We start from the raw sequence: 24,419 nt of genomic DNA, 5'->3' as shown, positions 1-24,419 counted from the left end.
ATCGCAACGAGCTCAAATCCGCTGCACCCCGCCAGTTCGGATCTAGGCGCAGGAGCGCTATGAACGTCTATTGGAGAATTCGTTTTCATTGAATTGAACCAGGTTTGTCGTTATCGGCAGACGCCTGCGCCAACACGCTTTGCGCGGCCGCATGCAGGATCTGCCTCGACAGTTGTTTGTCGTTGACGACGCGCGCGAGAACCTGCGCTCCTATCATCGTTGAGAGAACGGACATGGCTTTGCTGTCGGTTTCCTCAACGCCGGGCTCGCCGACCAGCTGGCCGAGAACTTTGAGATGCGCCTTGACACCGTCTTCGAACGAAGACTTCACATCGCTGCTCTGCCTGGCGGCATCGGATCCGAGCCCGACGATCGGGCAGCCGTCCATCTTTTCCTCACGATGATCCATGCTCAGATAGAAGGAGAGCACCGCACCGAGCGGGTTCTCAGGGTGCGCTTCGATCGCGTCGGACCAACGATGTGAAGCACTCTCAAATGCGCGCCTGGAGGCCAGCACGGCCAGATCCTCTTTTGACGCGAACTGTTTGTAAAACGCCCCTTGGGTCAGTCCCGCCCCCTTCATAAGGTCTTTGAGGCCGATGCCGTCAAAACCGTGCTCCCTGAAAAGGCGGCTTGCCACATTGATCACGGTTTCGCGGTTTTCCGCAGCCTTTTCCCGACTCACACGCATCGCAAACATCCTTTTTTAGATTGCATTCGTAAGCTATATAGCCTATATAGAGTTCGAGTGCAATCTAAAATGATGTGAGGCAACGAGCATGAGTAAGAAACCTGTTATTGTGCTGGGAGGCGTCCTGATCGCGATATCAGGGGCTGCTGCATTCTTCACACTCGGCTTTCCCGCGCAGGAAGCCTCTGCAATCGTCGACCCGAGACAGGAGCCGCCGATCGTAAGACTGGCAACGGCGGCACCTGTGGCCGGATCGGAACGTAGCTTCACCGGGACAATAGGTGCTAAAGTCGAGAGCAATCTCGGTTTTCGCGTTCCCGGAAAGATCGTCGAACGGCTGGTCAATACCGGAGAACAGGTCAAAGCCGGTCAGCCGTTGATGCGGATTGACGAAACTGATCTTCGCCTCGCCCTGACGGCAAAACGCAATGCGGTTGCCGCGGCGCGCGCATCGGTCGTCCAACTGGAGGCGGATGAAAAACGATACGCCCGTCTGGTCAAGAACGGCTGGGTTCCCCATCAACGCTATGAGCAGGCAAAGGCCGCAATCGATGTGGCTCAGGCAAAACTCTCAGCGGCGCGAGCAGAAGCACGTGTGGCCGAAAACGAAGTAAACTATGCGGTTTTGGTTGCGAACGCCGATGGCACAGTTCTCGAAACGCTCGGCGAACCGGGACAGGTTGTCGCGGCCGGACAGACCGTGTTCCGCATTGCCGAGGCAGGCGCCCGTGAGGCCGTCGTGGCGCTGCCGGAAACGATCCGGCCGAAGATCGGTTCGGTGGCCGACGCCAGCCTCTATGGAAGCAGCGGACGCCGTTTTCAGGCGCATCTGCGGCAGTTATCCGATGCGGCTGACACCCAGACGCGCACCTACGAAGCCCGGTATGTGCTTGACGGTGACGCAGCAGCAGCCCCCTTCGGTGCAACGGTCACCATTCGGCTGGTGAACGAGCCAAGCCAGCCGGAAGTGGAGGTGCCGATCGGAGCGGTTCTTGATAACGGCCAGAAGACCGGTGTCTGGATTCTCGACGGCGCCAATTCGACCGTGGATTTCCGGTCCGTCAAACTTGTGCGCCTGACGAACGAATCTGCCGTAGTCTCCGGGTTGGATACAGGTGAACAGGTGGTTGCTCTCGGGGTGCATCTCTTGCGGGATGGTACCCAGGTCAGAACCGCGCCGGAAAGCGGCGGCAAACGATGAACCTGAACCTTTCCGCAATCGCCGTTCGCGAACGGGCCGTCACACTGTTCTCGATCCTTCTGTTGGTGGCGGCAGGCGCCTACGCTTTTGTCAATCTCGGCCGGGCGGAGGACCCCAACTTCACGATCAAGACCTTGACGGTCACCACAGTTTGGCCGGGTGCGACGGCACGCGAGATGCAGGATCTTGTCGCCGAACCGCTGGAGAAGCGGCTTCAGGAACTGACCTGGTACGATCGTGTGGAGACGACCACGCGGCCGGGTTACGCCTTTATGACGGTCACGCTGAAAGACAGTACGCCTCCGTCGGCGGTCGAGGGGGAATTCTACCAGGCACGAAAGAAACTCGGCGATGAAGCCCGCAATCTGCCGTCCGGCGTTTTCGGACCCTTCGTCAACGACGAATATTCGGACGTGAGCTTCGCCCTTTACGCGCTCAAGGCCAAGGGCATGCCGATGCGTGATCTGGTCAGGCAGGCCGAGACGATCCGTCAGGACCTACTGCACGTATCCGGCGTCAAGAAAATCAATATCGTTGGCGAACGTCCGGAACAGATATTCGTTGAGTTCTCCTACACCAAACTGGCAACACTCGGCGTGTCGGCCCAGGACATAATTACCGCCTTGCAGCGGCAGAATACCGTCATGCCGGCAGGCTCCATCGACACCCGTGGGCCACAAGTCTTCATTCGTGTCGACGGAGCCTATGACAGCATCCAGACGATCGCCGATACTCCGATCGTTGCCCGGGGGCGAACGCTGAAGCTCTCCGACATCGCAGAGGTGCGGCGCGGTTACGAGGACCCTCCAACTTATCTTATCCGGCATCAGGGAGAGCCGACGATCCTGCTCTCGGTAGTGATGCAGGAAGGTTGGAACGGTCTAGCTCTCGGCGAGGCTCTTGAGGAAAAGACTGCGGCAATCGCACAGACGCTGCCTCTTGGGATTACGCTCGAAAAAGTAAGCGATCAGGCTGTCAACATCTCGTCGGCTGTTGACGAGTTCATGATGAAATTCGCGATGGCGCTCGGCGTGGTGCTTCTGATCGCCCTGATCAGCATGGGCTGGCGCGTCGGCATTGTCGTGGCGGCCGCCGTTCCCCTGACGCTCGCCGTCGTGTTCCTCATCATGCTGGAAACCGGCCGGTTCTTTGACCGTATCACGCTCGGCGCGCTCATACTGGCGCTGGGACTTCTCGTCGACGACGCCATTATCGCGATCGAAGTGATGGTTGTGAAGATGGAAGAAGGCATGGACCGCATCAAGGCGGCGGCCTATGCATGGAGCCACACCGCGGCACCGATGCTCTCGGGTACATTGGTGACGATCGCAGGATTCCTGCCGGTCGGCTTCGCTCGCTCGACTGCTGGCGAATATGCCGGAAACATCTTCTGGGTCGTGGGATTTGCCCTGATCGTTTCCTGGGTCGTCGCTGTGGTGTTCACGCCCTATCTGGGCGTCAAGATGCTGCCCGATATCAAACCAGTTGAAGGCGGCCATCTCGCGATTTACGACACGCCCAACTATCGGCGTCTGCGGCGGCTCATCAGCTTTGCAGTTCGCCACAAATTCTTGACCTGCGGGGCGGTCGGTGTCGTTTTTGCGATCTCGATCATCGGCATGGGCGGGGTCAAACAGCAGTTCTTTCCGACATCCGATCGGCCCGAAGTTCTGGTGGAGGTACGTCTGCCGGAAGGGACAAGTATCGAGACGACAACAGCAACAGTTGAAAAGCTTGAGCACTGGCTGGAGAACCAGTCCGAGGCGGAGATCGTCACCAGCTATATCGGCCAGGGCGCACCCCGCTTCTTCTTCGCAATGGCGCCGGAGTTGCCCGATCCGGCCTTCGCAAAGATTGTTGTGCTGACACCAAGCGCGGACGCGCGCGAGGAATTGAAACACCGTCTTAGGACAGCAGTGTCCCAAGGTCTTGCGTCTGAGGCCTACGTGCGCATCACCCAGCTCGTGTTCGGGCCATACACGCCCTTTCCGGTCGAATTCAGGGTGACGGGACCTGACCCCGAGAGACTCTATGGTATTTCCGAACAGGCCCTCGAAATCATGAGGGGCGTTCCTGACGTGCGCCAGGCCAATCGCGACTGGGGCAACCGTACGCCGGTGCTTCGTTTCGTACCGGATCAGGATCGGCTGTACCTCATCGGCCTCTCACCGGTGGAGGTCGGTCAGCAACTCCAATTCCTCCTGACGGGCATACCCGTAACGCAAGTCCGCGAGGACATCCGCAACGTCCCCATCGTGGCACGCAGTGCCGGCAACGAGAGGCTGGATCCGGCACGACTGGCGGATTTTTCCCTGATGAGCCGGGACGGCCGTTCAATCCCGCTCGACCAGATCGGCCATGCGGAAATCCGCATGGAAGAACCTATCCTGAAACGTCGTGATCGCACGCCGGTCATCACCATCCGCTCGGACATCAACGAGGCGACCCAGCCTCCCGAGGTTTCCAAGGAGATCATGGTGGCTCTGCAGCCGTTGATCGCGTCGCTTCCCGCGGGCTACAGCATCGATCTGGGTGGATCGATCGGGGAAGCCGAAAAGGCGAATGCCGCGCTAGGGAAAGTTTTCCCGGTGATGATCGCGGTCACGCTGATCGTCATTATGCTGCAGGTCCGTTCCTTCTCGATGATGGCCATGGTCATGCTGACCGCGCCACTCGGTCTTGTCGGCGTCGTGCCGGCCCTGCTCATTTTCAATCAGCCATTCGGATTCAATGCCATCCTGGGCCTGATTGGACTGGCCGGAATCCTGATGCGCAACACGCTGATCCTGACGGAGCAAATCAAGGAGAACCAGACGGCCGGACTTGACGAATACCACGCTGTCATCGAAGCCACAGTGCAGCGCGCGAGGCCGGTAATCCTGACCGCACTTGCTGCCGTGCTGGCCTTCATTCCCCTGACACACTCAGTCTTCTGGGGATCGATGGCCTACACGCTGATCGGCGGTACGGCTGTCGGCACAGTTCTGATCCTGCTCTTCCTGCCGGCACTTTATACTGCGTGGTTCCGGATTAAGCCGACCGGTGAAGGTGTCCGCAAGGGCCACACGCTGCAACTGGACGTGCGGACCGCGATTGAGTCCACCTCCAGCTCCACTCGCGAAGAGGTCGGCGCAACTTCTCATCGTCCGGAATTGATTGAACATGTGTAGAGCTAACCGAAGGGCGCTGAAGCTTAGCGACTATCTTGCTCCCACTCGCAGGCAGGAGACTTGGTCGTGGGACTGTAAGCAGGCGTCTGCGACAAACAGCAAACGAGGTGCGAAATGTTACGGCGGTTGCTAGCAGAACTACGTCTTTGGGAAGAGGCCATCGCCGGACTGGATGATCCGATTGGCGACTATCTTCTTGAACTGGAGAACCGGGTGGCAAGGTTGGAGCGAGATCTGATCGAAGTGCGGAAACTCCTGCCTGAGCAGGGCGCAGTTGGCGCTGCCTCAAATACCAACTCGGCAGCATGAGAACTGCAAAAAATTGAAATGATTGAACCGGTGAAAGAAACCGGCGTCAATTAAAATGAAGGGGGTCGGGCGATCCATGCGCTCAGTATGATCGGAGACCGATGGGCACATGAGGGCGTATGCGAGTCGATGTTCGCACCGAGACGTTTCCAGATGATCCGCGCGGGTCTACCCGGCATTACGGCCAGTGTTCTGACCAGTCGACTGACTCTGCTCTCGCGCGCAGGAGTCGTCAATTACGATCGCCGAATGGGCTGTAGCATGTCTAGCTCCGTGGCAGTGTCCGCTTTCAGGTCCAAGACGAATGATTGGACATGACGAAATGGCGGCGCATTGCCGTCGCTCACTTCTGCTTCGGCAAATGACGGCTTTGGCGGGCTGCGTCGCATCACGCTATCAGCAGGTGAATGACCGGTAAGGGCCGAAACCCACCGCGAACTTGCTCTTCGTGAACGTCCGCTTCTATAACTTTTCAGGTGGAACGTGACAGTCCGCCCCTGGCCCTGTTGCAGATACAAAAAAGCCCGCAACGACGAGGCTTGCGGGCCTCCGTTGACCAGTCCGATGGGGTGGAACCGGCCGTCAGGGTCTGCGGCATGCCTATTCGGCGGCTTGCTGGTCCGCATTGCTTGCTCGACAGGTAGAAGCCGGCGAAGGATTTGGATTTCATCGCATCGTTGGACCAGATGGTCAGCTAAACGTCTTCCTCGACCGTTGCCCGGTCGATGCGATATCGCGTTGCCCGTTGCTCGCAGGCAAGTTCAATTTGCGTCATCCTTGCGGATGACATCGATCATCGCGTCACGGCCTTTTTTGCTGCCAACTCAGTCCCCGCCGATCAGGCCCGTTCCAGCGAACAGCATGACCCAGACCTTCATCCGCATGATCAGTGCCTTTTCCAGCGCCCAGGCCTGGATGATGCCACCCAAGAAGGTGCCCTGGAGAGAGCCGGAAATGTGGGTGGTGTAGGCCTGGACCAGGCACCTAGCACCATCGACCAGCAGAGCGTTCTGTTCCGGATATTCGAGCCGGACATGCACGACCAGATCGCCGGGGCCGCGCCGGTCCGACGGCTGCATCAGGACGCCGGTCGGTCCGACCTGACCGGTTGCGATAACGTCCTGGATGCGGACAATACGCGCCGCCAGCACCGTGTTCGCCATGCCGCTGTTGATGTTGTTCTCGCAGGCAACCTCCGCCGGCATGCCGACATGCAGAACCGCGCTGTTGGTTTGGCTGAAGCCGGCGACGATTTCGATCGGATCGCTGTCGTCGCGGTCCGGCACGATGACCATCGCCGGATTGACCGAGAACTGTGCGGCGCGGGCACCGACATTCAAGGAAAGCTGCTCGATCCGGCCATTGACCGCCGAATGGACCCTGGTCTTGTCGAGATTGACCTTGGCCTGATCGAGGGCTGCTTCAGCAGCCTTCAGCTCGGCAGGCAGAACCTGATCGAGCTGCACTTGCAGCGCCTCCATCTTGGAGTCGGCGGCGTTCACATTGGCTGCTGCCTGCTCCTGCGCGGCCTTTGCGTTCTCGTACCTGTTCAGCGTGTAGGCGGGCGAGTTCTTGTCCTTGAGGTCCTGCTGCTCCGACAGGATCAGGTTGGCGGTGTCGAGAACAGCTTTCGTCCGGGCGAGGTCGGCCGCGGCTGCCTTGATCTGCGCCTTGACAACATCGATCTGGCTGTTGACCTCGCCGACCGCGGTCTCAGCGGTCGCAACCGCCGCCTTTTCGCTGCTGTCGTCGACCGTGAAGAGGAGATCGCCGACCTTGACCGTCTCGCCGGCCTTGACCGGTACCTCGGCAACCGTGCCGCCCCGTTCGGTCACGATCGGCACGACACGGTAGGGGATCAGCGCATTCGGGGTGTCCGGATGATAATATTCGACCGTGAAGATCAGCGCGACGAACAGCACAATCCAGACGAACAGCGCCCGGTGGACGTTGTAGAGCGTCACGGGGCGGCCCCGCCAGCGCAGATAGGCGATGCGCAGCAACAGCGGAAAGCAGGTGATGAGGAGCTCAATCATGCGCTGGCTCCTTTTTCCTCGGCCGGTGCCTGCAAATTCGCAACCGCCGGCTCTGCTATGGGTTGCTCTTTGGCAGCGATCGTCTGATTGACAGGCGGCGCATTCTCAACGGCTGCTGTTTCCTCTTCCGGCAACTGCTCCTCCACGGCCGGTTCCGGCTTCATCCAAAGAACCACGTCATAGGCAAAGGCGGCAAAAATCAGGGCCAACGGCAACAAAAGGCTCACGTCCCGCAAGGGCGGCACCAGGTCATAGGCGAGACCGATCAGCAGCATGGTCGGGATCGTGGTGCGGATCGGCGTCCTCGATCCCTTGTGCTCCGCATAGCGATCGAAAACGGCATAGAGGTAGATCACCAGCAACAAAAGCAGCATCAGCGTAATCAGCCCCGCCGTGGCAAAGCCGTCGCTGGCGCCGGGCGCGACCCAGGAATCCGGAGGCGGGTCCAGCGTCTGGGCCGTCGTCGACGTCGTGCTCATGAATACTCCCCTTGCCGGATGCGCGATGACCGGACGTCACCGCGCGTAATATGACTGTAGGAATTACCGATTGAAACAAAAAATTGCGGTTCTGGCAGGGGACACGTTTTAACCCGCTTTCAACAGGACCCGCACCTTCCTTGGCGGGGACCCTGCCCAAAAAATCAAAACGCTGTTTGAAACGCACCGGGATTGCCGAAGGTCAATTGGTTCAAGACACGCGGATCACCCGAGCCTCGAGTGAGGCCGAAAAACACACGCGGACTTGAACCAGGCCTGGCACACCATGCAAGCTTCTGTCCGTGATTGGTGGAGGTATTGCCAGCTATCGCTCTCAACGCGACGAAACCCGCCAGTTCCCGCCCGGCCCCTGTCCGGACAAAAAAAATGCCCGCAACCACGAGGGCTGCGGGCTTGCCGCGGCCGGTCCTATGGGGAGGGAACAGCCACGGATTGCGTCAATTGCAACTTATTCGGCGGCCTGGCGGCCGGCCTTTTGGGCATTCTCCGCCAGCATTTCGGCGTTGATCTCGGCCATCCTTGCCTCATCCGGTTCCTCTTCGAGGGTGAGGATCGGCAGGACCTGTCGCAGGTGGTCGTGGTAGGTCTTGACGCCGTATTCCAGGTCCGACAGGTAGAAGCCGGCGAAGGATTTGGATTTCATCGCCTCGTTGGACCAGATGGTCAGCTGGACGTCTTCCTCGATCGTTGCCCGGTCGATGCGGTCGATGAGGTAGCGCGTTGCCCGCTGCTGGCGGGTCTCCCAGGGATATTTGTAGCTGCCGCCGCGCAAGAGCGTCTGGCCGGTCGAAAGCGGTACTTCGTTGTAGAACTGGATCGCCTCCGGCATGAAGATGATGACGTTTGACGGGAAAAGGCCGTAATAGCCCCAGGCCTTCTGCAGGTGTTCCGGCAGATGCGGCGTTTCCGTCTGCAGGTTGACGTAATTGCGCACGCTCCAGAGCCGTCCCGCATGCGGGTTGAAGGTGGCGAAGGAGCGTGTGGTGCCGCCCTGCCAGGGCTCGTCATAATAGGCCGCGCCGTAAAGATCCTGCAGGGCCGGGTGGGCCATCGGCACGTGATAGCCCTCGTTGTCGACATCGCGCACCGATTTCCAGTTCACGTCCGAGGTCATGGTGGTGACGCCGGTGGTCGGCTGCAGCTCGTCCATCCGGTAGAGCATTGCCTCTTCCGCGAAGGGCGCCATCATCTCCGCAACCGAGGGCTGGGATCCCTTGCGGAAGCGGATATAGACGAAGCCCATCCAGACCTCGAGATCGAGCGGCAGGAGGCCGAATTCGTTCTTGTCGAGAGGCGGGAAGGAGTTGGGCCGGGCGGCACCGCGCAGCGTGCCGTCGAGATTGTAGACCCAGCCGTGGAACGGGCAGATGAGCGCGTTCTTGCAGGTGCCCTTTTCGTCGGCGACCACCCGGCTGCCACGGTGGCGGCAGATGTTGTGGAAGCCGCGCAGCTCGCCATCGTTGCCGCGCACGATGATGGCGCGCTCGCCGACGGCGTCGAAGGTGAAATAGTCGCCATTGTTGGGAACGTCGGAGATGTGGCAGGCGATCAGCCAGTGGGTGCGGAAGACATGTTCCTTCTCCATCTCCAGGTAGGCGTCGCTGTGATAGCTCCATGCCGGCAGGCCGCGCCGGTCCCAGTTCTCCGGGGGAGCAACGTTGCGCGTATTCCACTTCATGGCTGTCTCTTCTCCCGTAAACTGTTTGAATGTTCATTCAATATAAGCTGAAAAGAATATTATTGGCAATATGTTGTGGGTTATTCAGATTGTAGATTCTTGGAATATGAATTGCTTTTGAAGGCGGAAAGTGCAGAATCAGTCTGCAAATTCAAGGCGTTTGCCGGGGCTTGTGAAAGAGCGGTGGGAGAGGGCTGCTCGGGTCCGGAGCGTGTGTTTCGGTGCGCCGGAGGAGAGGGCACCACAAACAAAAAGCCTCCCGCGCTCGTCTGAACGCGGAAGGCTTCAATGTCATGTCCGATCGGATCAGATGTCGAACTTCACGCCCTGGGCCAGGGGCAGGGCGGCGGAGTAGTTCACCGTCGATGTCTGCCGGCGCATGTAGCCCTTCCAGGCGTCGGAGCCGGATTCGCGGCCGCCGCCGGTTTCCTTTTCGCCGCCAAAGGCTCCGCCGATTTCAGCACCGGACGGGCCGATATTGACGTTGGCAATGCCGCAGTCGGAGCCGGTGGCAGAGAGGAAGGTTTCCGCTTCGCGCACGTTCAGCGTGAAGATGCAGGAGGAAAGGCCCTGCGGCACGCCGTTCTGCAGCTCGATTGCTTCCTCAAGCGTGTCATACTCCATGACATAGAGGATCGGGGCGAAGGTTTCCGTCTTCACGGTCTCCGTCTGGCCCGGCATTTCGACGAGGGCAGGTGCCACATAAGCGCCTGCCGGAACGCCGTCCGTCACCAGGTCGCCGCCATGAACTGTGCCGCCGTCGGCCTTGGCTCTGGTGAGCGAGGCCTGCATCATGTCGAGCGCGGCCTTGTCGACCAGCGGGCCGATCAGGGTGCCGTCCTTGCGCGGATCGCCGATCGGCAAGCTGGAATAGGCCTTCACCAGCTTGGCGACGAGGTCCTGCTTGATCGATTTGTGAACGATCAGGCGGCGCAGCGAGGTGCAGCGCTGGCCGGCGGTGCCGACGGCCGAGAACACGATGGCGCGGACGGCCATTTCCAGGTCCGCGGACGGGGCGACGATCATCGCGTTGTTGCCGCCGAGCTCCAGGATCGGCCGGCCCCAGCGGGCGGCGACCTTCGGGCCCACAATAGAGCCCATGCGGGTGGAGCCGGTGGCCGAGAGGATCGGCACGTCCCTGGAGGCAACCAGCGCCTCGCCGATATCGGCCTTGCCGATAACGACCTGCATCAGGCCTTCCGGTGCATCCTCGCCGAAGCGGGCAACGGCCTTTGCAAAGATCTTCTGGCAGGCAAGGGCGGTCAGCGGCGTCTTTTCCGACGGCTTCCAGATCACCGGGTTGCCGCAGATCAGCGCCAGGGCCGAGTTCCACGACCAGACGGCGACGGGGAAGTTGAAGGCGGTTATGACGCCGCACGGGCCCATCGGGTGCCAGGTTTCCGACATCTTGTGGCCCGGGCGTTCCGAGGCAATGGTGAGGCCATAGAGCTGACGCGACTGGCCGACGGCAAAGTCGCAGATGTCGATCATTTCCTGGACTTCGCCGAGACCTTCGGAAGTGATCTTGCCGGCTTCCAGCGTCACGAGCGCGCCGAGCGCATCCTTGGCCGCGCGCAGCTCTTCACCCAAGAGGCGCACCAGTTCGCCGCGGCGCGGTGCCGGAACGCTGCGCCACTTCTTGAAGGCATCCTGCGAGGCGGCAATCAACTTTGCCATGCCGGCAACCGGCGTTTCGGCAATCTTTGCCACTTCCGCGCCGTCGATGGGGGAGCGAACGGCGAGCGTGCCGCCGCTCAGCTCATTGGCGTTGAAGCCGAGTGCACTCAAGACCTGTGCATGTTCCATAGTGTGTCTCCGTAACAGGGGGCGGCGTCAGACCGCCTCGTTGAATTTAAATGTAATCCCGCTGACCGCCTCGGCGATTCGGGCAAGACCTTTTTGGAGATCCGTTTGCGCATAGGCGAACGAGAGGCGCGCGTGGCCGGGAAGGCCGAAGGCCCGGCCCGGCACGATTGCGACATGCGCCTCGTTCAACAGCCAGTCGCAAACCGCAGCATCGCTTTCAAAGCCGCCGTCCGCAATGAGGCCCGAGAGATCCGGGAAGACGTAGAAGGCACCGTCCGGCACCGGGCAGTCGATCCCCGGAATGGCATTGAGGCGGCTGACCACGAGATCCCGCCGCGCCCGAAACGCCTGTTTTCGCTCGTCGAGCAGTGTTTCGTCTCCGGTGAGGGCGCTCAGAGCTGCGGCTTGTGCAACCGAGCAGGCACCGGAGGTGATCTGCCCCTGGACTTCGGTCATCGCCCGGATCAGCTCGGCCGGGCCGATGCCCCAGCCGATCCGCCAACCAGTCATCGCATAGGTCTTGGAGACGCCGTTGACGATAAGCGTCCGCTCGTGCAGCTCCGGTGCGGCATCCGTGAAGCTGACGAAGGGCACAAAGCTGAGGTGTTCGTAGATTTCGTCCGACAGGATCCATACCTGCCGATGGTGCTTCAGCACCTCCGCAAGGGCCCGGATTTCGGCGGCCGAATAGATGGCCCCGCTCGGGTTGGAGGGAGAATTCAGCATCAGCCAGCGGGTTTTCGGCGTGATCGCCGCTTCGAGCTTCGCCGGGCTCAGCTTGAAACCGTCTTCCATCGGGCAGGAGACGATGACGGACTTGCCGCCCGCCATCGCGACGATGTCGGAATAGGACGTCCAGTAGGGCGCCGGGATGAGCACCTCGTCGCCTTCATCGAGGCTTGCCAGCATGGCATTCGCCAGCACCTGCTTGGCGCCGGTCGAAACCATGACATTGTCGCGGTGCGTACCGGCCTTGGAGGCAATGGCATCACGCAGGGCAGGCGTGCCGGCGGTCGGCGTGTACTTGGTCAGACCCTTCAGCGCCGCATCATGGGCGGCGGCGATGACATGGTCCGGGGTCGGAAAATCCGGTTCGCCGGTGCTCAGCGCAACGATGTCCCGCCCTTCCGCACGCAGCCGGCCGGCCCTTTCCGAAATCTGCACGATCTCGGAAAGGGCAATGCCGTTCATGCGTCCGGCGCGGCGGAAGGCAGGTGCATCAACCATTATAGCGCGCACCGTTCTGCGTCTTCAGGAACGCGTCCAGCGAAACGTCTTCCTGCTTCAGGAAGCCGCGGCCCGGCAGCGTGCCGTCTCGAACCATCTCGATGACGGCGACGACCGAGGAGGCTGTGGTCCAGGCAATCGCTGTGCGTTCCTTGCCGGCGATCTCCACCGGCTTCAGGCCGCGCACGAATTCGTTGCGCCGCATGCGGCCGTCGAACAAACCTTCGGCGGAAACGTGGATATAGACGATGTCGTCGCTGACCGGCGGCTTGGCGTTGACCAGGATCTCGCCGGCTTCCTTGCGGCGGTCGCGCATAAGGAGTTCGTGGAAGAAGAAGTTCATCAGATCTACATGGCCTGGATAGCGCATGGTCTTGTAGTCCATGTTCGGCACCCGGTCCTTGTAGGTCTCGCACATGGTGCCGAGGCCGCCGGAGGTGGTGAAGGCTTCCAGCTCGATGCCGCCGATGACGATCTTCTCGATCCATTCCATCGGCGATACCCACTTGATCTCGCCGTTTTCCAGGACTTCGCAGTCGTTGAGATATTCGTTGACGACGCCTTCCGGTGACCAGTTGAAGGAATAGCCCATCAGTCCGGTCGGGTTCTGCGGCAGCGCGCCGACGCGCATCTTGCAGGAGCGGCAGCTGTCGAGCTGCTCGATCAGGTGCGCCCCGACAATGCCGACAAAGCCCGGCGCCAGGCCGCATTGCGGTGCCATCAGGCCCTTGGAAGTTTCGGCAAGCTTCAGGATCGCCTTGGTGGTCGGAACGTCTTCGGTCAGGTCGAAATAATGCAGGCCGAGCTCATGAGCGACCGTGGCAACGCCCGTGTTGAGGAAATAGGGCAGGCAGGAGAGAACAGCATCGAAGTCGGAGAGCGCCGCCTTCAGGGCAGCCGCATCGCTGACATCCGCCTGCCGTGTTTCGAAGGGCAGGTCCTTCGCCGCATGGGCGTCGAAACCGGTAACAGTAAAGCCCGTCTCGTGCAGAAGCTCGCTGGCCAGCGTGCCGACTTTACCCAATCCAAGGACCGCAATTTTCCGCATGTCCGAAACTCCCCTTTTGTTTGGGCGGAAAATAGCGCGACTTGACCGGCACAAAAACACCTGAAAAATAGATATTTCCATGATCAAAACTCATGCATATGGACCGCTGAAATGAGCCGCGATATCCCGATCCCGAGCATCTCCGTGCTGCGCTGCTTCGAGGCAGCGGCCAAGCACCAGAGCTTTACCGCGGCCGCGGAAGAGCTCGGTCTGACGCAAAGCGGTGTCAGCCGCCAGGTGAAGGAACTGGAAGATCAGATCGGCGCACCGCTGTTCCGCCGCGAGGGGCGGGGCATCAGGTTGACGCGGGCGGGGAAATCCTTTGCCGAGGCGATCTATTCCGACCTAGCGCGCCTCAGGAAGACGGTCTCCCACGCGATAGCTGCCGGCGAGGGCCAGGAGGTTCTCTCCATCGCCGTGTTGCCGACCTTTGCCGAACGCTGGCTGGTGCCACGCCTGGGGGACTTCAAGGCGAGGCGCCCGAACCTCGACCTGATGCTCACCAGCCGCTCCGAGCCGTTCGATCTCGGCGAGCAGGGCATTGACGTTGCGATCCATTTCGGCACCAACGACTGGCCCGGCGCCAAGCTGACGCCGCTCTGCCCGGAAGATCTGGTGGTGACGGCGGCCCCCGGCCTGATCGCGGCGAGCGGCATTGACGGCCCTGAAGACATCTTCAGGATGCCCCTCCTGCACATGACCTCCCGCCCGCATCTCTGGCGCGTGTTTCAGAAGACATTGGCCGATGTGGCCGCACATGCCCAGCAAGGCAGCTATTTCGACCAGTTCTCCCTCATCATCGCCGCCGCCACCGCCGGCATCGGCGCCGCCATCCTGCCGACCTACCTGATCGAGGCCGAACTTGCCGCTGGCACGCTCCTAAGGCTTGGCGCGGTCGAGGACGGTTCGGGTCACCATTATTATGTCGCGACACCACCGGGAAAACGCAGCGCTGCTGCGGCGGAGTTCGTGACGTGGATCCAGAAGCAGGTGCGGCGGAGGGTGAGGCGGTAGGGGAGTTGGCGGCGTGAAAGAAGTGGAGCAAATGCCCTGACGCGGAACATGGAGCGCTATATAGCGAGATGTATAACGTATCAGCGATTTAATGGTGCTGCCGGAGAGATTTGAACTCTCGACCTCTCCCTTACCAAGGGAGTGCTCTACCCCTGAGCTACGGCAGCATCTGGCGCGTCGTGGGACGGGCTTTGCGTCGGGGTCGCGGCCGGTTGGCCGGAGGATTTGGGACGCAAGTGCTGGTCCCGATCAGCAAGGCCGACCGGAATGAGGGGGCTTTTGCCATAAGAGCCGGGGGGACGCAAGCGGTGATTTGCTTTTTTTTGGAAGGGGATTTGCCGTGCCGGTGCGGCGCTGCCGCGAACACCCGGATCGAGGCGGAAAGTCCAGGCAGGGGCAGGAGTTTTAGCCTGTGGATATTAAGGAAACCGGGGAGAGTGGGCAGCCTCGCCAGTCGACGCCTCACCGGTTCACGCCACATCAGTTCAGGCCACACGGGGGAGCGGTGCTTTCGGCGGCATCCTGCGGGCAGGCGCCGGTTGCCGGGAACCGGGGATGGGACACACGACCCGGACAAAGGGCTTTTCCCTGTTGCTGACATGGATTTCCGGTCATGCAGGGAGATCAGGCCATGCCGTCTTGCTGCGGTTGATCTTTGCAAGCGGCGGGCGGCTTGGTAGAGATGTGGCGATAAGCTGTCAGGACATTGCGCGATGAACGAAAAAGCGAAGCCAGGCCAGCCGGTTGGCGCCCCGGACGGCTCGCGGGAGGACCGCGGCGAAAGGACGGCGGGCAGGAGCGGGGAAAAGCCCGGGAACAAGGCGGCGACCAAGGCTGCTGGCGAAGGTGGCGGTAAGGCCGGCGCAAAGTCCCGCGAGGATCGCCTCGCCGAGGCGCTGCGGGCGAACCTGCGCCGGCGCAAGAGCGCGGCCAGGACACGGGACACCGACTAGCCGGCGGTTGCCGGCTGAAATCCGGCAGCGGGACACAGCCAAATTTGCCCGCTTGCGGCCATGCGGCTGCCTTGCATGGGCCATAAGTTGCGTGTAGACCGCACCGTTGATGTGAGTTTTTCGGAGCAATCCGCCTTCTGTCCCGTTGGAAACCCGGGCTGGGCACGAAAGCTCCGGCAATTTGAGCCGGTCAGTGCCAGGCGGTCCGCCCAGTTGGAGGGACCATCCGCCCTACCGGAAAAGTCAAGGGGATGGCCGTGCGGTCCGCGCGGCCCTGTTCGGGGAAAAACATGGACAGTATCAAGGTCGTTGGCGGCGCGCAGCTGAACGGTGTCATTCCGATTTCCGGTGCCAAGAACGCGGCCCTGCCGCTGATGATTGCCGCGCTCCTGACGGACGAGACCCTGACGCTCTCCAACGTTCCGCGCCTGCGCGACGTTGCCCAGCTGATGCAGATCCTCTCCAACCATGGAGTCGATTATTCGGTCAACGGCAAGCGCAACGGCCAGGACGACCTTGCCGGCCAGACGCTGAACCTGACCGCCCGCGAGATCGTCGACACCACCGCGCCCTATGAGCTCGTCTCCAAGATGCGCGCCAGCTTCTGGGTCGTCGGCCCGCTGGTCGCCCGCTGCCACGAGGCGCGCGTGTCGCTGCCGGGCGGCTGCGCCATCGGCACGCGCCCGGTCGATTTCTTCATCGACGGTCTGGCTGCCCTCGGCGCCGATATTGAGATTGAAGGCGGCTATGTGGTCGTAAAGGCTCCCGGCGGCCTCAAGGGCGCCCGCGTCGAATTCCCGAAAGTATCGGTCGGCGCCACCCATACCATCATGATGGCGGCAACGCTGGCGAGCGGCGAGACCGAGATCGTCAACGCCGCGCGAGAGCCGGAAGTGGTCGATCTTGCCAAGTGTCTCAAGGCCATGGGCGCGCAGATCGAGGGCGAGGGCACCTCGACCATCCGCATCCAGGGCGTCCCGCGCCTGCACGGCGCGCATCATTCCGTCGTGCCGGACCGGATCGAGACCGGCACCTATGCCATGGCGGTTGCCATGACCGGCGGCGACGTGCTGCTGCAGGGCGCGCAGTCGGATCTTCTGGAAAGCGCGCTGGAAACCCTTCGCCAGACGGGCGCGGAAATCACCCAGACGCCGGACGGCATCAAGGTCTATCGCAACGGCAATGGCATCCAGCCGGTGGACATCACCACCGAGCCGTTCCCGGGCTTCCCGACCGACCTGCAGGCCCAGTTCATGGCGCTCATGACCAAGGCCGGCGGTTCCAGCCGCATCACCGAGACCATCTTCGAAAACCGCTTCATGCACGTTCAGGAACTTGCCCGCCTCGGTGCGCAGATCCATATCGACGGCCGCATGGCGACGATCGACGGCGTCTCGACCTTGCGCGGCGCGCCGGTGATGGCAACGGACCTGCGCGCTTCGGTTTCGCTGGTGATCGCAGGTCTTGCGGCCGAAGGAGAGACGACCGTCAGCCGCGTCTACCACCTCGACCGCGGCTTCGAGCGCCTGGAAGACAAGCTCACCCGCTGCGGTGCGAAGATCGAGCGCATCTCGGCCTGAGGGGGGCAAGCCTTCCTATTTGTCCGGATAGGTCCGTTCGATCACCCGCCCGCGCGAGGTGAAATCGCATTGAATTTTGCTCTGGATGAAGTTCTTCATTCGTTGGGTAACATGACTTAGCGCTATACGAGGGGGGATCGGTTACCCCCCATTGCTGAGACATATGCTGTTTGGCCAGTTTTCAGTCCGGGGGGCGAGGCAAAGAATTTCAAGTTCGATGCAATCAAATGGGAAAATTGTTAGCTATGCAAATTCTCATCATAAGAGCAATTAACCTACCATTTCCACAATTCGACACTAATATATGCCTATGACACAGGATGCGGAAATCGTAGTTGCGGCTCTTACCGAAGACCAAGTCTCTAAAATCACTGAGCTTTCTAAGGGGCAGCTGAGAGCTTGGGATCGGCGCGGTTTCTTTGTGCCACGTTATGCACACGACAATCGTTCGCTTGCGTACAGTCGGATTTACTCTTTTAAGGATGCAGTTGGTCTCCGCACCCTTGCCAAGCTAAGATCAATCTTCAAAATCAGCTTTATTCGCCTGGAGCAACTGGCAAAAGTCATGGAACAGGATGGCATTCACCATTGGGCGGATGCACGTGTTTGGGTTGTTAAAGGTGAACCTCATTACCTTCGACCTGAGCAAAATGAAGTCAAAGGCGCAGAAACTGGCCAGCTCGCGATGCTCCCGATCATTGATGTGATCGAAGAGGTAAAGTCCAGAGTTGAAGATTTAAAAAAGCGAAGCCAAGAAACCTTCGGCAAAGTGGAACGACACAAATTCGTCGCCCGCAATTCCTGGGTAATTTCTGGAACTCGCATACCAACTGCAACCATTCGCCGATATCATGAGGCTGGCTTCACCAAAGCTCAGATCTTAGAAGAATATCCGACCCTGACGGAGACGGATATTGACGCTGCTCTTGCACATGAAAAAGAACTGGCTTTAAGCGCGTAGAGTTGATCTTATGCTCGCATGCGTTTCATTCTTGATGAAAATGTTGCTGTCTCTGTATTGAAAAAACTGCGCGAACTCGGTTTCGATGCAGAGTTCATTCGGGATCTCATTCCAGAAGGTTCAGCTGATCCTTTGGTATCTTTTGTGGCCGAAGACCAGCAGTGTATCCTAGTTAGTCACGACGGAGATTTTCAGAAAATTGCCCCCCGCATTCCCGACGGTCAGAAAAAGCGTTTTCGCAACCTAAGTAGGATCAAGCTCAACTGCTTGGAATACCAAGCGGCAAAGCGGATTGAACAAACTGTCGATTTCGTCAAATCTGAATATCACGTTGCCCAATCAAGAAGTGACAAACGGATGATTCTGCAAATTGGAACTTCTTATGTCAGGTCGGACCGTTAGCAAAACGACTCGGTTCACCAAAATGCTTGCGTTTTTCTGGCAATTATTCCGCCAACTGACGTTCGATCACCCGCCCGCGCGAGGTGAAGGACGGGCCGGGGCCGCCGCTGGTCATGATTGCCTCGGCTAGCGGGCTCAAGGCCGGATCTTCCGACGACCATTCCACCAGGAAATTCGCCCCGACACCGCCGCTGGTGTCGTTGATGGGGACGAGCACTGTGCGCGACTGCATCGGCGCCAGCGTCACGGGGTCGTCCAGGAGAGCGCGCAGCAGAGTGCCGTCCTCGCCGTGATAATCAATCCGCGTCAGGGTGATCTTGATCTTCGGATCGACATTGTGGACGGCAAGCGTTGCCGCCAGCAGGTCCGAGCGGTTCGGATGGGAAAAGATCCGCGAATAGGCGGGAACGTAGATGGTTTCACCTAGTACCCGTTCGGAAATTTCCTGGGCCATGATGGTCTGAGGGGCGAGGGCCGAAAGGAAAATACAGCCTGCCAGAAGCAGGAGACCTGACACTCGTTTCAACATGAGGCACTCTGAACGAAAATTTGGTTTCCCGTACTGTCGGGAATGCCGGATCTGAATGCAAGCAGCTCCTTTATTTGCAGGACCGATCAAGCGCCGGGAGAGAAAGAACGTGGCCAATCGCCTTTTGAACGCCCAGACAATCCGCTTCCTGGTCCAGCTCGCCTTCGCCTTTGTGGGTCTGTTTGCCGTTGTCGGCCTGCCCTCGCCTTATGGGCTTCTGTGCGGAATTGCCCTGCTTGTTTTCGGGCTCTGGCTCGGCCGCCGGCTTTTCAACCGCATCGCCACGCTCGACGAGATCAAGGCGGACCTGCGCCAGCGGGTGGACGAGGGGCCTTGAACCGGTTCGGGGGGGCATGCTGCATTGACCGTTGCCAAACAGCCATTTCCCTATTAGGTCATCCCCTTGGGACAGGGGTGGAAATGGCCTATATGGCATCTGCCTGACAACGCATCACCGGATCAGAACAAGACCAAATGGATCAGCTGAAACTTGCCGCCCTCGATTCTGAAGACCTTCAGGTCCTGTCCGCTCATTTGCAGGACGCGGTCCTGGTCGTTGCCGACATCCGCTTTTTGCCGAAGGAAAAGAAGGCGGTTTTCGTCATGAACCGCTTCGTCTGGGACAAGGAAGCCGACAGGCGGTCCAAGCAGCATGAGCGCCGCCGTTCTGCGCTGGCCTTTGCCCAGGTGAAGGCGATGCGGGCGCAGAACATCAATCAGACCGCCAAGGGTGCCGTCCTGGAACTGCTGGCCGTGACCTTCGAACCGGGCGAAGACCCGTCCGGCACGATCCAGCTCGCCTTTGCCGGCGGCGGCAGCCTGGCGCTGGATGTCGAATGCATTGAAGCACAGCTCTCAGATCTCGGCGCCGCCTGGGCGACGCCCAACCTGCCTAATCACGATCTGAGCTGATCGACCGTCCCGGATAATAGCGCCGGTGCAAGGGCACCGCACAGAAGGATGAAACGCGTGGTTCTCCGCCTCAACAGCTCCGACGCGGGTTTTGAAAAGGATTTCAGGGCGCTTCTCGCCGGCAAGCGGGAAGTTTCCGAAGATGTCGACCAGATCGTGCGCGACATTCTGGAGCGGGTGCGCCGCGAAGGCGACAAGGCGGTGCTGGACTATACCCGCAAGTTCGACCGGCTTGAGGCGGAAAGCCTCGCCGATCTGACCGTGACGCCGGAGGAAATTGAGGCGGCCATCGCGGAAGTGCCACAGGAGACCCTGGACGCTCTGCAGCTCGCCCATGACCGCATCCTTTCCCATCACGCCCGCCAGATGCCGAAGGACGACCGCTATACCGATCCGATCGGCGTGGAACTCGGCTCGCTCTGGACGGCGGTCGAGGCTGTCGGCGTCTATGTTCCGGGCGGCCTTGCCAGCTATCCGAGCTCGGTGCTGATGAATGTCGTGCCGGCGAAGGTTGCCGGTGTGGACCGCATCGTCATGGTGGTGCCGAGCCCGGACGGGGTGCTGAACCCGTTGGTGCTGGCAGCAGCCAAGGTTGCGGGCGTTTCGGAAATCTACCGCATCGGCGGTGCTCAGGCCGTGGCCGCTCTTGCCTTTGGTACCGAAACGATAGCGCCCGTCGCCAAGATCGTCGGCCCCGGCAATGCCTTTGTCGCGGCCGCCAAGCGCCGCGTTTTCGGCACGGTTGGCATCGACATGATCGCAGGGCCTTCCGAAGTGCTGATCCTGGCTGACGGCGGCAACAACCCGGACTGGCTGGCGGCCGATCTGCTGGCGCAGGCCGAACATGACACGGCGGCCCAGTCGATCCTGATCACCGACAGTGCCGAGCTTGCGGACCAGGTGGAAGAGGCGGTTGAAGCGCAGCTGAAGACCCTGCCGCGCGAAGACGTTGCCCGGGCGAGCTGGCGTGATTTCGGTGCCATCATCCTTGTCGGCGATCTGGAAGGCGCGATGCCGCTTGCCAACCGCATTGCGCCGGAGCATCTGGAGCTGGCCGTTGCCGATCCGGAAGCGCTCTTGAAAAAGGTGCGCAATGCCGGGGCCGTCTTCCTGGGTCATTATACGCCCGAGGCCATCGGCGACTATGTCGGCGGCTCCAACCATGTCTTGCCGACGGCGCGCTCCGCACGATTTTCTTCGGGGCTTTCCGTTCTGGAATTCGTCAAGCGCACGTCGATCCTAAAGTGCAATGCGGACAATCTGCGCCTGCTGGGTCCTGCTGCGATCGCTCTTGGTGAATCGGAGGGGTTGTCGGCGCACGCGCGCTCTGTTTCCATCAGGCTTAATATGTAGCGACAGACCCATAGAGGCTTCGATTCGATGAGCGATCCGCAACCGGACACGGACCCGCAGAGCACCGGCAGCCGGCTGGTCGACGTGGTGTTGGACGAAGCCTCCATTGCCCGCTCGACGCCGGAAGTGGAACACGACCGTGCGGTCGCGATCTACGACCTGATCGAGGAAAACAGCTTCCAGCCCGTCGGTCACCCTGTGGCCAAATACGTGCTGAACCTATCGGTGGTGGAAAAGAAACTGGTCTTCCGCATCCGTACGGACAGCGATGAGGAAGTGGTCACCCACGTTCTCTCGCTTTCGCCCTTGCGCAAGATCGTCAAGGACTATGACCTCATCTGCGAAAGCTACTACGAGGCGATCCGGCATGCGACGCCGAGCCAGATCGAGGCAATCGACATGGGACGGCGTGGTGTCCACAACGAGGGCTCGGCCGTGCTGATGGAGCGGCTGGAGGGCAAGATCGAGGTCGACATGCAGACCGCCCGGCGGCTCTTCACCCTCGTATACGCACTGCACTGGAAGGGCTGAAGGGTATGACCGGGCCGGGCCTGCGTCCGACTGCGGTTCTCTTCGCCTGCGGGATGAACTCCGTGCGCTCGCCCATGGCCGAGGCCCTGACGGCCAAGCTTTTTCCCGGCCAGGTCTATGTCCGCTCCGCCGGTGTCCGTGCCGGCAAGGTCGATCCCTTCGTCGATGCGGTCATGGCCGAGATCGGCGTCGACATGAGCCGTCACCACCCCAAGACCTTCGACGATCTCGACGAATCCGGGTTCGACCTGGTGGTAACCCTGGCGCCGGAAGCCCACCACAAGGCACTGGACATGACACGGACAGAATCCGTCGACGTCGAGTATTGGCCCACCATGGACCCGACACTTGCCACCGGCAGCCGGGACCAGATCCTCGGCGAATACCGCACCGTGCGCGACCAGCTCATGATGCGCATCAAGAAACGTCTCGGCTGGGCTCCGCCGCCGAGCGGCTGATCAAAGGCAGGATGATGAATTACGAGGTAACGGCTCCCATCGATACGGAGCGGCTGCTGTTGCGCCCGATGGAGGAGAGCGACGCGGAAGCGCTGCACGCCTATCAATCCCTGCCGGAAACCGCGCGGTTTCAATATTGGGAGCCGCGGAGCCTCGACGAGATCCGGGAGAAGCTCGGCGGGTGGACGCAAATGCGCCGGCTGGACGGGGAGGGGACGCTTGCCTTTGCAGTACTGTTGCGGGATGGGGAAGAGCTGATCGGCGATGCGTCGCTGCGGGTGACGGATGTCGCTGCCCGCCAGGGCACGATCGGCTTTTCACTGCATCCGGCGTCGCGGGGCAGGGGGTATGCCACGGAAACCGCCCGCGCACTGCTTGGCCTCGGCTTCGATGCTTTGAACCTTCATCGCATCTTTGCCTGCTGCGATGCCCGCAACACTGCTTCCTGGAAAGTGATGGAACGGCTCGGCATGCGCCGCGAAGGCCATTTCCGCCAGCATGCACTCTTCAAGGGCGGCTGGGACGAGGAATTCTACTACGCGATCCTGGAAGACGAATGGCGGCAACAGCAGTTGAAACCGCAGAAACCGGCCGAAAATCAGCCGTAAACGTGGTTCTGGAGCAAAGAAGGTGAAGATCTGGCTGTTTCTTTGCATGGCGGTGGAAAGAAAGGTTCACTTTCCGTGCCTAATCCGTTAGTTTCCCCGGCACCCGCGGGCAGGGCCCGCTTCATTCAGGATATCCAATGGCCAAAGAAGAAGCTCTGGAGTTTCCGGGCGTCGTAACAGAACTGTTGCCGAACGCGACGTTCCGCGTAAAACTGGAAAACGATCACGAAATCATCGCCCACACGGCAGGGCGCATGCGCAAGAACCGGATCCGCGTTCTGGCGGGCGACAAGGTTCTTGTCGAAATGACCCCGTACGATCTCACCAAGGGGCGGATCACCTACCGCTTCAAATAAGCGGTCCTTCAGGTGACGCCGGCTGCAAGGCTTGCGCTAGATGACCAATGCCCCACAGTTGATCCTGGCATCCGCCTCGCCGCGGCGCCTTGCGCTGCTGCAGCAGATCGGACTGGAGCCGGATCACCTCCTGCCGGCCGATATCGACGAAGCCCCGAAAAAGCACGAAACGCCGCGCAGCCTTGCGCTGCGGCTGGCGCGGGCCAAGGCGGAAGCAGTACGCCAGGCAGCGGACGCCTCCGAGGCGCTGCAGCACAGCGTCGTGCTGGCTGCCGATACGGTGGTCGCCGTCGGACGCCGCGCGCTGCCGAAGGCGGAATTGACCGACCAGGCACTGATGTGCCTGTCGCTGCTTTCCGGCCGTGGCCACCGCGTGTTCACCGGTGTTGCCGTCGCCGAAGCCAATGGCAAGGTCCGCTCCAAACTGGTTGAGACCCGTGTCCGCTTCAAGCGCCTGTCGCGCATGGATATGGACGACTACATCGCCTCCGGCGAATGGCGGGGCAAGGCGGGCGGCTATGCCATCCAGGGCCTTGCCGGCAGTTTTGTCGTCAAGCTGGTCGGATCCTATCCGGCCGTTGTCGGCCTGCCTTTGGTGGAGACGGCAAATTTGCTAAGCTCTGCCGGCTACCCGGTTCACGGCGGCTGGGCGATCTCCGCTGCCTGACCGGTCGGGTCGGCGGCATCCAAGCAGAATATCGGAGACATCGATGGCCAAAAGCCAGAACCCCGAACGGCGCATGCGCCCCTGTCCGATCTGCTCCAAGCTCTCGACGCCCGACGACTATCCCTTCTGCTCCGACCGCTGCGCCAAGGTCGATCTGAACCGCTGGTTCTCGGAGGGCTACACTATTCCCGTGGTGGAGACCGACGATATCGACGAGAGCAATCTGCCCGAAGACTGATTGCGGCTGGCGGGCCGACGGGTGTTCCTGGCCTTGAAAGTTCTTTGCCAGCTTAGTTTTTGGCGGTGCCCGGCAAGGCTGGCGATCGGCCTCTCTCTGCTATTCCGCTACCGTCCGGCATATGTCCCTGGTACTCAAGGTGGCGGGATTGCGCGATTTTTCGGCAGCTCTGCAAAAAAATTTATCCTGCA

25 protein-coding genes, 1 tRNA gene and 1 pseudogene are annotated in these 24,419 nt (G+C 60.7%); 18 read left to right on the top strand and 9 right to left on the bottom strand.

What is annotated here, in order from left to right; genetic code table 11:
* Positions 1-85: 85 nt before the first annotated feature.
* Positions 86-691, bottom strand: a complete 606-nt coding sequence (locus ACX3M4_RS09690) for a TetR/AcrR family transcriptional regulator (protein ID WP_459358375.1) — start codon at positions 689-691, stop codon at positions 86-88.
* Between the two features lie 88 nt (positions 692-779).
* On the opposite strand from ACX3M4_RS09690, the gene ACX3M4_RS09685 reads away from it, so the two are divergent.
* From ACX3M4_RS09685 to ACX3M4_RS09670, 4 genes and pseudogenes are all read left to right on the top strand, one after another.
* On the top strand, positions 780-1,892 hold the full coding sequence (locus tag ACX3M4_RS09685) for an efflux RND transporter periplasmic adaptor subunit (protein WP_459358374.1): 1,113 nt from the start codon (positions 780-782) through the stop codon (positions 1,890-1,892).
* Positions 1,889-4,987: pseudogene (locus ACX3M4_RS09680) on the top strand (efflux RND transporter permease subunit); the annotation flags it as partial. The gene ACX3M4_RS09685 and the pseudogene ACX3M4_RS09680, both read left to right, overlap by 4 nt.
* Positions 4,988-5,176: 189 nt before the next feature.
* Positions 5,177-5,371, top strand: coding sequence for a hypothetical protein (locus ACX3M4_RS09675; protein WP_459358373.1), 195 nt, complete (start codon positions 5,177-5,179; stop codon positions 5,369-5,371).
* Positions 5,372-5,458: 87 nt separating this feature from the next.
* Entirely contained in the window at positions 5,459-5,689 is a 231-nt protein-coding gene (locus ACX3M4_RS09670) for a winged helix-turn-helix transcriptional regulator (protein ID WP_459358372.1), read from the top strand.
* Between the two features lie 506 nt (positions 5,690-6,195).
* Here ACX3M4_RS09670 and ACX3M4_RS09665 read toward each other — a convergent pair.
* From ACX3M4_RS09665 to ACX3M4_RS09640, 6 genes are all read right to left on the bottom strand, one after another.
* A complete protein-coding gene (locus tag ACX3M4_RS09665; RefSeq protein ID WP_459358371.1) occupies positions 6,196-7,407 on the bottom strand; it encodes an HlyD family secretion protein in 1,212 nt (403 codons plus the stop codon).
* Positions 7,404-7,886 carry a hypothetical protein gene (locus ACX3M4_RS09660; protein WP_459358370.1) on the bottom strand — a complete coding sequence of 161 codons (483 nt, stop codon included), beginning with the start codon at positions 7,884-7,886 and terminating at the stop codon, positions 7,404-7,406. Before ACX3M4_RS09660 ends, ACX3M4_RS09665 begins: the two co-directional genes overlap by 4 nt.
* 469 nt (positions 7,887-8,355) lie before the next feature.
* Positions 8,356-9,585, bottom strand: a complete 1,230-nt coding sequence (locus tag ACX3M4_RS09655; protein WP_459358369.1) for an aromatic ring-hydroxylating oxygenase subunit alpha — start codon at positions 9,583-9,585, stop codon at positions 8,356-8,358.
* A 306-nt stretch (positions 9,586-9,891) separates the two neighbouring features.
* Positions 9,892-11,391 (bottom strand): L-piperidine-6-carboxylate dehydrogenase, encoded by a 1,500-nt coding sequence (amaB, locus tag ACX3M4_RS09650; protein WP_459358368.1) that lies wholly within the window; start codon positions 11,389-11,391, stop codon positions 9,892-9,894.
* Positions 11,392-11,418: 27 nt separating this feature from the next.
* Positions 11,419-12,618 carry a pyridoxal phosphate-dependent aminotransferase gene (locus ACX3M4_RS09645; RefSeq protein ID WP_459358367.1) on the bottom strand — a complete coding sequence of 400 codons (1,200 nt, stop codon included), beginning with the start codon at positions 12,616-12,618 and terminating at the stop codon, positions 11,419-11,421.
* The gene (locus ACX3M4_RS09640; RefSeq protein ID WP_459358366.1) at positions 12,611-13,666 is read right to left on the bottom strand and encodes a saccharopine dehydrogenase family protein; all 1,056 of its coding nucleotides are present in this window, start codon (positions 13,664-13,666) and stop codon (positions 12,611-12,613) included. Before ACX3M4_RS09640 ends, ACX3M4_RS09645 begins: the two co-directional genes overlap by 8 nt.
* A gap of 111 nt (positions 13,667-13,777) precedes the next feature.
* Between ACX3M4_RS09640 and ACX3M4_RS09635 the strand changes: the two genes are divergently transcribed.
* Positions 13,778-14,680 (top strand): LysR substrate-binding domain-containing protein, encoded by a 903-nt coding sequence (locus ACX3M4_RS09635; RefSeq protein ID WP_459358365.1) that lies wholly within the window; start codon positions 13,778-13,780, stop codon positions 14,678-14,680.
* A gap of 92 nt (positions 14,681-14,772) precedes the next feature.
* On the opposite strand, the gene ACX3M4_RS09630 is transcribed toward ACX3M4_RS09635, so the two are convergent.
* A tRNA-Thr gene (locus ACX3M4_RS09630) sits at positions 14,773-14,847 on the bottom strand.
* 546 nt (positions 14,848-15,393) lie between these two features.
* Between ACX3M4_RS09630 and ACX3M4_RS09625 the strand changes: the two genes are divergently transcribed.
* From ACX3M4_RS09625 to ACX3M4_RS09610, 4 genes are all read left to right on the top strand, one after another.
* Positions 15,394-15,633 (top strand): hypothetical protein, encoded by a 240-nt coding sequence (locus ACX3M4_RS09625; RefSeq protein WP_459358364.1) that lies wholly within the window; start codon positions 15,394-15,396, stop codon positions 15,631-15,633.
* 290 nt (positions 15,634-15,923) lie between these two features.
* Positions 15,924-17,213, top strand: a complete 1,290-nt coding sequence (gene murA / locus ACX3M4_RS09620; RefSeq protein ID WP_459358363.1) for a UDP-N-acetylglucosamine 1-carboxyvinyltransferase — start codon at positions 15,924-15,926, stop codon at positions 17,211-17,213.
* A 310-nt stretch (positions 17,214-17,523) separates the two neighbouring features.
* Complete coding sequence (locus ACX3M4_RS09615; RefSeq protein WP_459358362.1) at positions 17,524-18,174, top strand: DUF433 domain-containing protein; 651 nt, start codon at positions 17,524-17,526, stop codon at positions 18,172-18,174.
* Between the two features lie 18 nt (positions 18,175-18,192).
* Complete coding sequence (locus ACX3M4_RS09610; RefSeq protein WP_459358361.1) at positions 18,193-18,576, top strand: DUF5615 family PIN-like protein; 384 nt, start codon at positions 18,193-18,195, stop codon at positions 18,574-18,576.
* Positions 18,577-18,619: 43 nt separating this feature from the next.
* Here the strand turns inward: ACX3M4_RS09610 and ACX3M4_RS09605 are convergent, their stop codons facing one another.
* The gene (locus ACX3M4_RS09605; protein WP_459358360.1) at positions 18,620-19,105 is read right to left on the bottom strand and encodes a DUF3124 domain-containing protein; all 486 of its coding nucleotides are present in this window, start codon (positions 19,103-19,105) and stop codon (positions 18,620-18,622) included.
* A gap of 109 nt (positions 19,106-19,214) precedes the next feature.
* Here ACX3M4_RS09605 and ACX3M4_RS09600 point away from each other — a divergent pair, with 109 nt between their 5' ends.
* From ACX3M4_RS09600 to yacG, 9 genes are all read left to right on the top strand, one after another.
* The gene (locus ACX3M4_RS09600) at positions 19,215-19,442 is read left to right on the top strand and encodes a hypothetical protein (RefSeq protein WP_459358359.1); all 228 of its coding nucleotides are present in this window, start codon (positions 19,215-19,217) and stop codon (positions 19,440-19,442) included.
* 137 nt (positions 19,443-19,579) lie between these two features.
* On the top strand, positions 19,580-20,017 hold the full coding sequence (locus ACX3M4_RS09595; RefSeq protein ID WP_459358358.1) for a DUF2948 family protein: 438 nt from the start codon (positions 19,580-19,582) through the stop codon (positions 20,015-20,017).
* 48 nt (positions 20,018-20,065) lie between these two features.
* Positions 20,066-21,370, top strand: coding sequence for a histidinol dehydrogenase (gene hisD, locus ACX3M4_RS09590; RefSeq protein ID WP_459358357.1), 1,305 nt, complete (start codon positions 20,066-20,068; stop codon positions 21,368-21,370).
* A gap of 27 nt (positions 21,371-21,397) precedes the next feature.
* Positions 21,398-21,901, top strand: a complete 504-nt coding sequence (locus ACX3M4_RS09585) for a UPF0262 family protein (RefSeq protein WP_459358356.1) — start codon at positions 21,398-21,400, stop codon at positions 21,899-21,901.
* A 5-nt stretch (positions 21,902-21,906) separates the two neighbouring features.
* Complete coding sequence (locus ACX3M4_RS09580; protein ID WP_459358355.1) at positions 21,907-22,359, top strand: arsenate-mycothiol transferase ArsC; 453 nt, start codon at positions 21,907-21,909, stop codon at positions 22,357-22,359.
* Positions 22,360-22,373: 14 nt separating this feature from the next.
* Entirely contained in the window at positions 22,374-22,967 is a 594-nt protein-coding gene (locus ACX3M4_RS09575) for a GNAT family N-acetyltransferase (RefSeq protein WP_459358354.1), read from the top strand.
* Between the two features lie 137 nt (positions 22,968-23,104).
* Complete coding sequence (infA, locus tag ACX3M4_RS09570) at positions 23,105-23,323, top strand: translation initiation factor IF-1 (protein ID WP_006939340.1); 219 nt, start codon at positions 23,105-23,107, stop codon at positions 23,321-23,323.
* Between the two features lie 40 nt (positions 23,324-23,363).
* Positions 23,364-23,990, top strand: a complete 627-nt coding sequence (locus ACX3M4_RS09565; protein WP_459358353.1) for a Maf family nucleotide pyrophosphatase — start codon at positions 23,364-23,366, stop codon at positions 23,988-23,990.
* 43 nt (positions 23,991-24,033) lie between these two features.
* On the top strand, positions 24,034-24,228 hold the full coding sequence (gene yacG, locus ACX3M4_RS09560; protein WP_459358352.1) for a DNA gyrase inhibitor YacG: 195 nt from the start codon (positions 24,034-24,036) through the stop codon (positions 24,226-24,228).
* Positions 24,229-24,419: the final 191 nt, after the last annotated feature.

It is taken from the genome of Roseibium sp. M-1 (assembly GCF_054515675.1).
The sequence above is the reverse complement of the archived record's forward strand: the minus strand, read 5'-3'. Positions and strand labels throughout refer to the sequence as shown.